This window comes from Variovorax sp. J22R115, assembly GCF_030317005.1.
GTDB lineage: Bacteria > Pseudomonadota > Gammaproteobacteria > Burkholderiales > Burkholderiaceae_C > Variovorax.
Map to the genome: position 1 here is coordinate 324,575 of NZ_JASZYM010000002.1, position 11,604 is coordinate 336,178.

General features: G+C 62.8%; 15 protein-coding genes and 1 tRNA gene. 8 read left to right on the forward strand and 8 right to left on the reverse strand.

Annotation, left to right across the window (positions count from 1 at the left end; all coding sequences use genetic code 11):
- Positions 1–25 precede the first annotated feature (25 nt).
- The 6 genes from QTI04_RS04500 (at position 26) to hemP (ending at position 3,351) form a co-directional block, all read left to right on the forward strand.
- On the forward strand, positions 26–706 hold the full coding sequence (locus QTI04_RS04500; RefSeq protein WP_286614338.1) for a Fe2+-dependent dioxygenase: 681 nt from the start codon (positions 26–28) through the stop codon (positions 704–706).
- Between the two features lie 115 nt (positions 707–821).
- Entirely contained in the window at positions 822–1,094 is a 273-nt protein-coding gene (locus tag QTI04_RS04505) for a bacterioferritin-associated ferredoxin (RefSeq protein ID WP_286597691.1), read from the forward strand.
- A gap of 101 nt (positions 1,095–1,195) precedes the next feature.
- Positions 1,196–1,888 carry an energy transducer TonB gene (locus QTI04_RS04510; protein WP_286614339.1) on the forward strand — a complete coding sequence of 231 codons (693 nt, stop codon included), beginning with the start codon at positions 1,196–1,198 and terminating at the stop codon, positions 1,886–1,888.
- A 20-nt stretch (positions 1,889–1,908) separates the two neighbouring features.
- Complete coding sequence (locus QTI04_RS04515) at positions 1,909–2,625, forward strand: MotA/TolQ/ExbB proton channel family protein (RefSeq protein ID WP_286597689.1); 717 nt, start codon at positions 1,909–1,911, stop codon at positions 2,623–2,625.
- Positions 2,626–2,630: 5 nt separating this feature from the next.
- The gene (locus tag QTI04_RS04520; protein ID WP_286614340.1) at positions 2,631–3,044 is read left to right on the forward strand and encodes a biopolymer transporter ExbD; all 414 of its coding nucleotides are present in this window, start codon (positions 2,631–2,633) and stop codon (positions 3,042–3,044) included.
- 94 nt (positions 3,045–3,138) lie between these two features.
- Complete coding sequence (gene hemP / locus QTI04_RS04525) at positions 3,139–3,351, forward strand: hemin uptake protein HemP (protein ID WP_286597687.1); 213 nt, start codon at positions 3,139–3,141, stop codon at positions 3,349–3,351.
- 178 nt (positions 3,352–3,529) lie between these two features.
- On the opposite strand, the gene QTI04_RS04530 is transcribed toward hemP, so the two are convergent.
- Positions 3,530–3,937, reverse strand: a complete 408-nt coding sequence (locus QTI04_RS04530; RefSeq protein WP_286597686.1) for a heme-binding protein — start codon at positions 3,935–3,937, stop codon at positions 3,530–3,532.
- A gap of 165 nt (positions 3,938–4,102) precedes the next feature.
- Here QTI04_RS04530 and QTI04_RS04535 point away from each other — a divergent pair, with 165 nt between their 5' ends.
- Positions 4,103–4,804, forward strand: coding sequence for a Bax inhibitor-1/YccA family protein (locus QTI04_RS04535; protein ID WP_286597685.1), 702 nt, complete (start codon positions 4,103–4,105; stop codon positions 4,802–4,804).
- Positions 4,805–4,849: 45 nt separating this feature from the next.
- On the opposite strand, the gene rlmD is transcribed toward QTI04_RS04535, so the two are convergent.
- From rlmD to surE, 5 genes are read right to left on the reverse strand one after another with little or no spacing between them, the layout of a single operon-like run.
- Positions 4,850–6,286, reverse strand: coding sequence for a 23S rRNA (uracil(1939)-C(5))-methyltransferase RlmD (rlmD, locus tag QTI04_RS04540; RefSeq protein ID WP_286614341.1), 1,437 nt, complete (start codon positions 6,284–6,286; stop codon positions 4,850–4,852).
- A gap of 42 nt (positions 6,287–6,328) precedes the next feature.
- Entirely contained in the window at positions 6,329–7,375 is a 1,047-nt protein-coding gene (locus QTI04_RS04545; protein WP_286597683.1) for a sigma-70 family RNA polymerase sigma factor, read from the reverse strand.
- A gap of 4 nt (positions 7,376–7,379) precedes the next feature.
- Positions 7,380–8,339: a peptidoglycan DD-metalloendopeptidase family protein gene (locus QTI04_RS04550; RefSeq protein WP_286597682.1), complete on the reverse strand. Its 960-nt coding sequence runs from the start codon at positions 8,337–8,339 to the stop codon at positions 7,380–7,382.
- A gap of 11 nt (positions 8,340–8,350) precedes the next feature.
- Positions 8,351–9,124, reverse strand: coding sequence for a protein-L-isoaspartate(D-aspartate) O-methyltransferase (locus QTI04_RS04555; protein ID WP_286614342.1), 774 nt, complete (start codon positions 9,122–9,124; stop codon positions 8,351–8,353).
- Between the two features lies 1 nt (position 9,125).
- Positions 9,126–9,890 carry a 5'/3'-nucleotidase SurE gene (surE, locus tag QTI04_RS04560; protein WP_286614343.1) on the reverse strand — a complete coding sequence of 255 codons (765 nt, stop codon included), beginning with the start codon at positions 9,888–9,890 and terminating at the stop codon, positions 9,126–9,128.
- Between the two features lie 125 nt (positions 9,891–10,015).
- Here surE and QTI04_RS04565 point away from each other — a divergent pair, with 125 nt between their 5' ends.
- Positions 10,016–11,002 carry an NADPH:quinone oxidoreductase family protein gene (locus QTI04_RS04565; protein WP_286614344.1) on the forward strand — a complete coding sequence of 329 codons (987 nt, stop codon included), beginning with the start codon at positions 10,016–10,018 and terminating at the stop codon, positions 11,000–11,002.
- 65 nt (positions 11,003–11,067) lie between these two features.
- Here QTI04_RS04565 and QTI04_RS04570 read toward each other — a convergent pair whose 3' ends face one another.
- Together QTI04_RS04570 and QTI04_RS04575 are read right to left on the reverse strand one after the other, a co-directional pair.
- Positions 11,068–11,406 (reverse strand): H-NS histone family protein, encoded by a 339-nt coding sequence (locus tag QTI04_RS04570; protein WP_286614345.1) that lies wholly within the window; start codon positions 11,404–11,406, stop codon positions 11,068–11,070.
- A gap of 117 nt (positions 11,407–11,523) precedes the next feature.
- Positions 11,524–11,599, reverse strand: a tRNA-His gene (locus QTI04_RS04575).
- Positions 11,600–11,604 lie beyond the last annotated feature (5 nt).

Sequence of the window (11,604 nt, forward strand, 5' to 3'; positions counted from 1 at the left end):
GCTATTTCTTTGAGGAATCCGCAAGATGATGTTGCATGTGCCCGAAGTTCTCAGCACAGATCAAGTGCGTGAGATTCGCGCCGGCCTGGACGCTACCGACTGGGTAGATGGACGCGAGACCGTTGGCGACCAAGGGGCGAGGGTCAAGCGCAACCGGCAGTTGCCTGAGCGATCCCCGGTCGGCCGCGAACTTGGCAGGACGATCCTCGGCGCCCTGGCACGCAATCCACTTTTCTTCTCGGCCGCCCTGCCCTTGCGCTTCGTGCCGCCATTGTTCAATCGCTACGAGGGCGGCGAGCACTACGGCCTGCATGTCGACGGCTCGGTGCGCTCGGTACCGGGCAGCGGCGAGCAGTTGCGCACCGACCTGTCCTGCACGCTGTTCCTGTGCGATCCGGAGGACTACGAGGGCGGCGAACTCGAGGTGGTCGACACCTATGGCACGCACGAGGTCAAGCTGCCGGCGGGCGACCTGATCCTGTATCCGTCCAGCAGCTTGCACCGCGTCCACCCAGTAACGGCCGGTGCGCGTGTCTGCTCGTTCTTCTGGCTGCAGAGCATGGTGCGCGACGACCGACAGCGCGCCATGCTGTTCGAAATGGACCAGGTGATCCAGAAACTGCGCGGTCGCCTCGGAGAATGCGAAGAATCCATCGCGCTCACCGGCCAGTACCACAATCTCCTGCGCATGTGGTCTGAGGTCTGAGGGCTTGGCGTTGGCGGGCCGACCCTGAAGACACGATAGTTATTGCAAATGCGAAGAATTCGTATTTATAATCAAGTCCTCTTCAAACAGCCAGCCAACAGCCGCTCTCACCGCCATGATCGTTTGCGTATGTCGCCGAGTCTCCGACCGAGAAATCGCACGTCACGTGCGAGCCGGCATGACTTTCGACGAAGTGCAGTTTGAACTCGGCGTGGCCACCCAGTGCGGCCAGTGCGAAGGTTGCGCGCGCGACGTGGTCGCGCAGTGCAGCATCTCGCATCCGGTCGCCGCGCTTCATCGCGAAACGGGGCCGGTGGCGATCCAGCTTGCCAATTCCATCAAGGAAAGCAACGCATGGAACTCTTCGCGGCCCTCGGCGGTAGCCTGATCTTCGTCGCCAGCTCGGTCTGGTGGATTTTTCGCAAGTAGTAATTGGCGTAGCGGTTTTACTGCATCGGGGCACCTTTGACGGTGTCCGCACTCGAATGGTTGATTGTGTCTAGCCGCTTTTCTCCGCCCCCTCCCACAGCCCTTGGCCTTTCGCGCAACGCCGTCATCGCAGGCGGCGTGGTGCTCTTTCACGTCGCCGCCCTCTGGGCGCTTCAAAGCGGGCTGTTGCGCCGCGCCGCCGAGGTGGTCATTCCGGTGTCGATCCTGAGCGAGTTCGTCGAGCCGCCCAAGCCGGTCGAACCGCCCCCTCCTCCTCCGCCGCCACCCGAACCCAAGCGGCAGATCACCAAGACACCGCCTCCGCCGCGCCCGCAGGCGATTCGCGAACCCAAGCCAACACCGGTGCCGAACGCGCCGACCGGCAGCGTCGAACCGCCACCGCCACCCGCGCCCATTGCACCGCCGGCGCCGCCCGAGCCGCCGGCGCCTGCGCCGCCGGCACCACCTTCGATTCAGCTGCCTTCCAGCAACGCCGACTATCTGCAGAACCCGAAGCCGGTCTACCCTGCCATGAGCAGGCGCCTCGGCGAACAAGGCAAGACGGTCCTGCGTGTCCTGATCGGCGTCGACGGGCTTCCCAAACAAGCAAGCATTCGCACGTCAAGCGGCTACGAACGGCTGGACGACGCTGCACGTGCCGCCGTGATGAGTTGGCGCTTCGTGCCGGGCAAACGCAACGGGGTCGTTGAACCGATGGAGTTCAACGTGCCGATCAACTGGGTTCTCAATTAATTTCTCTGGAGTAGCTTCGTATGGATTCCCAATTTGGCCTGATGAACGTATGGCATCAGGGCGACTTCGTCACCAAGGCCGTTGCGCTGCTCTTGATCGGCATGTCCCTCGCATCATGGATCGTGATCCTGATCAAGGCGCTCGACGTCATCAAGTACAAGCGCCAAGCGACGCATTCGCAAGACTTCTGGCACAGCGAAGACTTCGCCACCGCACTCAACAAGCTGGGCACGAACGACAGCAATCCGTTCCGGGCACTGGCCCTCGAAGGTCGCGAAGCGGCCGCCCACCATCGCAACACCAAGGCCCATCTTCATGATGCGCTCGACGTCAGCGACTGGATCACGCGCGCACTGCGCAACGGCATCGACGAGTTCACGGCGCGCCTGCAGACCGGTCTCGCCGTCCTCGCTTCGGTCGGCTCGACGGCGCCGTTCATCGGGTTGTTCGGCACGGTATGGGGCATTTATCACGCACTGATGAGCATCGGCACTGCTGGCCAGGCAACCATCGACAAGGTGGCCGGTCCGATCGGTGAAGCGCTGATCATGACGGCGCTGGGCCTCGCGGTCGCCATTCCCGCCGTGCTGGGCTACAACGCACTCGTGCGCGGCAACAAGTTCGTGCTGACCAAGCTCAACAGCTTTGCGCATGATCTGCATGCCTACTTCGTGACCGGCGCGCGCGTTCAAAGCGGCAGCGTCGAAGCCACGGTCGTTCCGCTCAAGAAAGGCTGAGCGCCATGGCTTTCGGAACACAGGACGAACCCGATGAGGTGATGAACGAGATCAACATGACGCCGCTGGTCGACGTCATGCTGGTGCTCCTCATCATCTTCATCATCACGGTGCCCGTGATGAAGCATGCGGTGAACATCGACCTTCCCCGCGCCTCGAGCGAGCCGGAGCAGACCAAGCCGCAGAACATCCTGTTCACGGTGGCAGCCGACGGCAGCTATTACTGGAACGAACAGAAGATCGAAGACGCCGACCTGAAGACGCGTCTCGCCGCGGAAGCCGCCAAGGACCCGCAGCCCGAACTGCATATTCGCGGTGACAAGGCGGTCCGCTATGAGCGTGTGGCGCAGGCCATGTCGGCGGCGCGCGAAGCCGGCGTGCGCAAGATCGGGTTCATCACCGAGCCCGATCCCAAGTAAAGCAGGCGCGCAAGACAAAAAAATCGATCGCGACGATTGACTTTTTATTGAGAATCATTATCATTTGCTCATCGCTTCGATAAGGGGATTTTCAATGCAAGCCACGCCCAATGCCTTCACCGTCTTGAGCCATCCCTCGCTTGACCATACAGGCGGTGGCCGCGTTTCCAGCGAGGTGGCGCGCCCGGCGCCGTTGCTCGAAAGCGCTGAACTCCTCAAGGGCAGCAAGACGGTCGGCATCCTGCACAACGGTTCCCTCTATCGACTTCAAGCCACCAAACTCGGCAAGCTGATCCTGACCAAATAAGGTTCAGTCCGCCCCTCGCGCAAGTTTCATCGTGGGGCGACTCGAGGAGATTCATCTCCGAAGGGTCGTTTTTTGCTAGCCAACGGTTCGCCGACTAGCCAAGCTCTTTTTCCACCTTGGACCGCCAACGAAAAACGCCGACCTCGCAGTCGGCGTTTTGCTTTTGACGGGGCGGTGCTCAGAGACCGATTGCCGCGATGCCCGCCTTGGCGATCTGGGCGTCCTCGTTCGACTTCACGCCGCTCACGCCCACCGCGCCGATGACGTGGCCATCCTTGACGATTGGCACGCCGCCTTCCAGCAGGCCCGTGACGCCCGGCGCCGTCAGGAACGAAGTGCGACCACCATTGATCATGTCTTCGTAAGTCTTGCTTTCGCGGCGTCCCATCGCAGCCGTGTGGGCCTTGGCTGGCGCAATGTGGGACGACAACGCTGCCGCGCCGTCCAGTCGCTGCAACCACAGCAGATTGCCTGCGTCATCGGCGATGGCGATGGTCACGGCCCAGTTGTTCTTGAGGGCCTCGGCTTCGGCGGCGGCGGCAATGGCCTTGACATCGGCGAGTTCGAGGAATGACTTGGTCTTCATGGTCTTGAGGGAAGTTGCGTAATCCCGAAGCATAGCGTTTGGGACCGATAGAGCCCTTGACGCAGATAGGAATATCCGAACCCAGGTCTTTCTGATCGGTGGCCCTTGCAGGGTCCTAGAATGCGCCCAACTGCATCTTTGCAGCAAACCCCTGGAGTTTCAGCAATGAACGACCGCGTCAACACCCTCGACACCACCGTCGGCTACGGCCAGACGTTGCCGCAGGCAGACCGTCAGCGCGTCCTGCGCAATACCTACTGGCTGCTCGCCCTGAGCCTGCTGCCCACAGTGCTCGGCGCTTGGCTCGGCGTTGCCACCGGCATCACCCGCTCTCTCGGTGGCGGCCTCGGCCTCATGGTGTTCATGGGCGGTGCGTTCGGCTTCATATTCGCGATCGAGAAGACCAAAAACTCTGCTGCCGGCGTGCCGGTGCTGCTGGCCTTCACCTTCTTCATGGGCCTGATGCTGTCGCGGCTGATCGCGATGGTGCTGGGCTTCAAGAATGGCTCGGAGTTGATCATGACCGCCTTCGGCGGCACCGCTGGCGTGTTCTTCGTGATGGCTTCTTTGGCCACGGTGATCAAGCGCGACCTCTCCGGCATGGGCAAATGGCTCTTCGTCGGCGCGATCGTCCTGATGGTCGGCGCCATCATCAACGTATTCGTGGGCTCGAGCGCAGGCATGATGGCAATCTCGGTCGCCGCGATCGGCATATTCTCGGCCTTCATGCTGTACGACCTGAAGCAGATCATGGACGGCGGCGAGACCAACTACATCAGCGCCACGCTGGCGCTGTACCTCGATCTGTTCAATGTATTCCAGAGCCTCCTGGCCCTGCTCGGCATCTTCGGCGGCGAGCGCGACTGAGAGGTCTCGCCACATCAGAAAAAGGGGCCCCCAAGGGCCCTTTTTTCATGCGAGATCGAATACTGCGATCGATTCCACGTGCGAGGTGTGCGGGAACATGTTGACCACCCCCGCGAAGGTGCATCGATACCCGGCCTGATGAACCAGCAGGCCCGCATCGCGCGCCAGCGTAGAGGGGTTGCAGCTCACATAAACGATCCGCTTGGGCGGAGCCCAGCCGCCCCGATGCAATTCGACCTGCTGGTGCAGATCCGCGAGCGCCTTGGCCAGCGCAAACGCGCCTTCGCGCGGCGGGTCGACCAGCCACTTGTCCGCAGCGCCGTCTGCTACCAGCATCGCAGGCGTCATCTCGAACAGATTGCGCGCAACGAAGCTCGTTGATGCCAGCGCGCGCCGCCCGGGCACCGCGGGGCGATTGCGCTCGTAGTTGTCCGTGGCACGCGCCACCAGCGTGTCACTGCCTTCGATGCCCAGCACCTCGCGAGCCCGGCTCGCCAACGGCAAGGTGAAATTGCCCAGTCCACAGAACCAGTCGATCACGCGTTCATCGGGCCGCACATCGAGCAGCCGCAACGCGCGGCCGACCAGCACGCGATTGATGTGCGGGTTGACCTGTGTGAAATCGGTCGGCTTGAAGGGCATCGTGACACCGAACTCGGGGAGCCCATAAGCCAGCGGCTCTCCGCCCTCTTCCAGCAACTTGACGGTCTCGGGCCCCTTGGATTGCAGCCACCATTGAACGCCTTCGTTCTTTGATGCAAAAGCCTTGAGCCGGGCCACATCGGCATGGGTCAACGGCTCCAGATGCCTCAGGACCAAGGCAATGACACCCAAGCGGCCCGTGCCATCGGGAGAATCGCCGCAGGCCAGCTCGATTTGCGGGCAGGTCTCCCGCGCGTCCATCGAGCCGATCAGTTCGCGCAAGGGCATGAGCATGTCGCTGACCTGCGCCGGCAAGACGGGGCACACCTTCATGTCCGCCAGATAGCGGCTCTTGCGTTCGTGGAAGCCGATGAGAACCGTACCCTTCTTCACCACGTGACGCACGGAAAGGCGCGCACGATAGCGATAGTGCCAGGAGGGTCCTTCGAGCGGGCGCAGCACGTTCTCGGGCCGCACCTTGCCGAGGTGCCAGAGGTTGTCCTCGAGCGATCGCTGCTTCACCGCAACCTGTGCGGCTGCATCGAGGTGTTGCATCTTGCAGCCCCCGCAGGCACCGGCATGCAAGCCGAAGTGCGGGCACCCGGGTCGCACGCGCTGCGAAGATTCACGGGCAATCGCCGTCACAGTGCCCTGCTCCCAGTTGTTCTTCTTCCGGTGCACGTTGAACTGCACCTCTTCGAAGGGCAATGCGCCTTCGATGAACACCACCATGCCGTCGGCCTTGTGCGCCACACCCTGCGCGTCGAGATCGAGCGACTCCACCTGCAGCCATTCATCGCGGGGGCGCTGCGCTTCCTTCTTTTCAATCGATTCCGTCATGCCTGGATTGTCTCAGGCCGCGGGAAGCGCGCTCCTCGGGCCCTACAGGAGCGCGTCACGCTGCACGCCTGCGCGCGCCAGTTGCCGGCGCATCTTGGCCAGCGCCTCATTCTGGATCTGCCGGACGCGCTCGCGGGTCAGTCCAAGACGAACGCTCAACACTTCCAGCGTCTCCGGATCACGGTCATGCAGGCCGTACCGGCCTTCGAGCACTTCGCGTTCGCGCTCGGTCAATACCAGGATCCACTGATCGAGCAGTTTCTCGACCTCGTGCGTCTGTGTGACGCCCGTAGGATCGCCGCCTTCGTCGTCCGACGCCACCGTGTCTGCCAACGTGAAGCTGTCGTCGCCGCGCTCAGCACCGGCGTCGAGCGAGCGCGGTGCCTCGGCGAGCGCCATCAGGTCCGCCACTTCCTGCACCTCGCGGCCCAGAAGCGCTGCGACATCTTCGACGCGCACGCCATCCGGACGACGGGCAATGAATTCGGGGTCGCCCTCCAGCGCACGACGCGCGCGCATCACCTGTTGCAACTCACGCACCACATGCACCGGCAAGCGGATGGCGCGCGCCTGCATCATTGCCGCGCGTTCGATGGATTGCCGAATCCACCAGGTTGCATAGGTCGAGAAGCGGAAGCCGCGCTCCGGTTCGAACTTGTTGATCGCATGCATGAGACCGAGGTTGCCCTCTTCGATCAAGTCCGCCATCGGCACGCCGCGTCCGAGGTAGGACTTGGCGATATTGACGACCAGCCGCAGGTTGTGCTCGATCATCGATTGCCGCGCTGCGAAATCACCGCTGCGTGCGGCACAGGCGGTTTCATACTCTTCCTCGGGCGTGAACAACTGCGTGCGCCGGATCTCGCGCAGGTAGATCGTCAACGAATCGCCACCATCGCCGCCAAGGTCGGTGGGTATTGCTTCGCGAGGATTTTCATTGAGGCCCAACGCCTCGCCAGCGACGCGGTCCACCGCGCCCCGCATCGGGATGGGAGAGTCCGAAGCTCGCGGCGGTTCGAAGTCCGAGGTGCCGCCGTTGCCCGCCACTCGCCGCACGACCGGGGTGCGACGAAGGCGAGAGGCGGTCATGACGCTAGCGCGCTGGCAGGTACCGCGCCGGATCAACCGGCTTGCCCTGGCGGCGGATTTCGAAGTGCAGCTTGACGCGGTCTGCGTCGCTGTTGCCCATCTCGGCAATCTTCTGCCCCTTCTGCACCGACTGATCTTCCTTGACCAGCAACGTGCGATTGTGGGCGTAGGCGGTCAGGTAAGTGTTGTTGTGCTTCAGGATGATGAGGTTGCCATAGCCGCGCAGTCCTGCGCCTGCGTAGACGACACGACCATCGGCTGCCGCGAGGACCGAATCGCCCGCCTTGCCGCTGATATCGAGCCCCTTGTTCTTGGCCTCGTCGAAGCCTGCAATCAAAGATCCTTGGGCTGGCCAGATCCAGCCCACGTCCTCGTCGCCCGAAGCCGTGGCGGCCGGCGGCGTTGGCGACGCAGTGACCGGCGGAGTCGGCTTGGTTGCCGCGCTCGGCGCCGCACCAGGTGCGACCGCAGCCGCAGCCGCAGCCGCCGCCGCGGTGCTCGGTGCGACGATCGGCTGTGTCACCGGCCGAGTGACGACACCGGACGCGTCGGTCGTCGCGGGCGGTGTGGATGCCGTCGCCGTTGCGCCAACGGGCGGGATCACCCGCAGCACCTGGCCGACTTCGATGAGATCAGGATTGTCGAGATTGTTCCAACGCGCGATGTTCTGCCAGCTCTGGCCGGTTTCCGTGCCGATGCGGCGAATGGTGTCGCCCGGACGCACCGCGTAGTACCCCGGTTTGCCGTAGTTCTCGATGCCGGCCAGCGGCTTGCCGCTGGCATCGGTGGTGATCGGCGGCACACCAGGAACAGCGGCTCCGTTGGTGGCTGCGACCGGCGTACGAGTCATGGTGCCGCGATCCTCGACCGGCACCGGGCCACGCGGTGCGCCACAACCCGCAATCACGAGCGAAACCACCAGCGTCATGCCGGCAAGCCAGCCCCGATTGCCAATACCCTGCATGTGTTTTTCCTTCAAGCAATTCCCGATTTTAGGGGGACAAAGTGAACCGCCTCAAGAATGCGTCGCTCGACGCCGCGTGCGGTTTTGTCAATGACAACCAGGGCTTGTCCGCCCGTCGCGGATTGCGTCGGCGCGACGATTCTTCCGCCCACCGCCAACTGCGTAATCCACGCTTCCGGCACGGCCTCCCCGCCCGCCGCCGCGATGATTCCGGCATAAGGCGCACCCTTGGCATAGCCGATCATCCCGTCGCCAAGCAATAGATGGACTGTCGCCAACCTGAAAGGGCGAAGGTTCGCGCGCGCGCGTTCATGCAACCCTCGCAAGCGCTCGATGCTGTAGACCTCGGTCGCAACGTGGCTGAGCACCGCGGCCTGGTAACCACAGCCGGTGCCGATCTCGAGCACTCGTCCCAATCGATCGCCGGGCTTGCCCGCCAATGCGGACGCGCCGAGAAGCAATTCGATCATGCGTGACACGACGTTGGGCTTGGAGATGGTCTGGCCCAGCCCGATCGGCAGGCTGGTGTCCTCGTACGCCTGATTGACCAGCGCGCTGTCCACGAACAGGTGACGCTCCACCGTGCCCATGGCGCGCAGTACACGCGCATCGGCAATGCCTTGAGCGGCGAGGCGCTGGACCATCCGCGCACGGACCGCGTCCGACGCCATGGAAGGCGTGCTGTGGACCGTCGGTTTGGCGGGTACCGCGGGCAAACGTCCGCGCGTCGCCGCAGAAGCCGTGGGCGTTAGCCGCACGGGAAATCCCGGGCGCTGGCCAGCCATGTCAGGAGCGCTCGCCGAGGCGAGCCACCGTGTCGCGCCACTGTCCCAGATTGGCGTGATCGGTCAGGTCGATCTGCAACGGTGTCAGCGCGATGTGGCCGGCAGCGGTGGCATGGAAGTCGGTGCCCTCGCCGCTGTCCTTCGCTCCCCCCGCGCCGGCGATCCAGTACATCGTCTCGCCGCGAGGACTGTCTTGCGTGATCACTTTCTCGGCGGCATGGCGACGCCCCAGACGACACACCTGGACCGACTTCAGTTCATCGAAGGGAAGATTCGGCACGTTGACGTTGAGAAGGAATGCGTTGCCGCCAAGCATCTGATCTCGCTCGATCTGCTCGACCAGTCGCCGCGCCGCTCGGGCCGCCGCGTCGATGTGGGCCCAGCCCTTTTCGATCTGGGAGAAGGCGATCGCTGGGATGCCGAACAGGTAGGCCTCCATCGCGGCGCCGACAGTGCCCGAATAGATCGTGTCGTCGCCCATGTTGGCGCCGTTGTTGATGCCGGACACGACCAGGTCGGGCCGATAGTCGAGCAAGCCTTTCAACGCGATGTGCACGCAATCGGCCGGCGTTCCGGTCACGTAGCGGAATCCGTTGTGAGCGGTATGCACGTAGAGCGGCGCGGCCAGCGTGAGCGCGTTCGACTTCGCGCTGTTGTTGTGCTCGGGCGCGACCACCTCGACCTCGGCAATTTCCTTCAGTGCGTCGTGCAATGCGACGATACCCGGAGCCTGGAAACCGTCGTCGTTCGAAATAAGTATCTTCATGGCGTCTATCAGTGCGCGCGATTGTAGGCGGCGGGGGCGTCACGGCTGGGACAACACGGCCAGCGCACCACGCCTATCATGGCCCGCATTCATTGCCCCCAGACTCATTGATAGGAGACACGAGCATGCACGCATGGCTCTGCGAGAATCCCACCGGCGTCGACGCACTCACGTGGAAAGAACTGCCAACGCCGACCCCCGGGCCCGGACAGGTGCTGATCGAAATCAAGGCGGCAAGCCTGAATTTTCCCGATCTGCTGATCGTCCAGAACAAATACCAGATCAAGCCGCCACTGCCTTTCGTGCCGGGCTCCGAATACGCCGGCGTGATCACCGCCGTCGGCGAAGGCGTCACGCATCTCAAGATCGGGCAAAACGTTGCATGCCTGTCCGGCACGGGCGGCTTCGGAACGCATACGCTCGCGCCCGCAGCGCTTTGCATGCCCCTTCCCGAAGGCTTTGGCTATGTCGATGCCGCCGCGTTCATCATGATTTACGCGACCTCCTGGCACGCATTGATGGACCGCGCGCAATTGAAGGCGGGTGAAACAGTGCTGGTGCTCGGTGCAGCCGGCGGCGTCGGAACCGCGGCGATCCAGATTGCAAAGGCTGCGGGTGCCAAGGTCATCGCAGCCGCGTCGACCGATGAAAAATGCGAACTCTGCAAATCCATCGGCGCGGACGTCACGATCAACTACACCACGCACGCGCTTCCCAATGGTTTTCGCGATGCAGTCAAAGCAGCAACCGGCGGCAAAGGACCTGACGTCATTTACGACCCTGTGGGCGGCGAATTTGCCGAACCAGCGTTCCGCTCGATCGGTTGGCGCGGCCGCTATCTCGTCGTCGGTTTCGCCGCAGGCCCCATTCCTTCGCTGCCATTGAATTTGATGCTGCTCAAAGGCGCATCGCTGGTCGGCGTGTTCTGGGGCGATTTCGCCAAGCGCGAGCCCAAGGCCAACGCGCAGATGATGGCCGAATTGGCCCAGTGGTACGGCCAGGGCAGGATCAAGCCCGTGATCGATCGCGCCGTCCCTATGGCGGAACTCAAGGCCGCTTACGCCCACATGGGCTCGCGCGGGGTCAAGGGCAAGCTCGTGCTGGTCAACTGAGGACTCGAGAAGCCCGCAAAAAAGCCCGCATGAGCGGGCTTTTTACTTTGGCCGACACGAAGGCCTTACTTGATCTCGAAGTCCGACAGCGATTTACCGGCTGCAAGCGCCTCCGTGATCCAGCGCGGCTTGCGACCACGGCCGCCGGACCAGGTCTCACCGGTGGGGCTGCGATACTTTGCAGCGGACTTGGTTACAGCAATCCCTGCGCTGCGCTTGCCAACGCGTCCCGCGAGTTTGAGATCGGTTGCCGTCAAACCGTATTCAGCGATCTTCTTGCGTATCTCCTCGATCACTCCTGAGCGTTCCTGATTTCTCAGCTCTTCGGCTTGCTTGCGCAATTGCGCAATCTGCTCGTCGTGCTTCTTGATCTGGGAATTGATGTCGGCAAGGGATGAGGCCATCGGTGCTAATCCTCGAATTAGAAAGCGAAAATTCTAATTCAAAAGTCAATTGCCACAAGTAATGCAGGCACAAAAAAAGCGCCGACCATTCGATCGGCGCTTTTTGTCAATGACGTTTGGGGTGGCTGATGGGACTCGAACCCACGACGACCAGAATCACAATCTGGGACTCTACCAGCTGAGCTACAGCCACCGCAG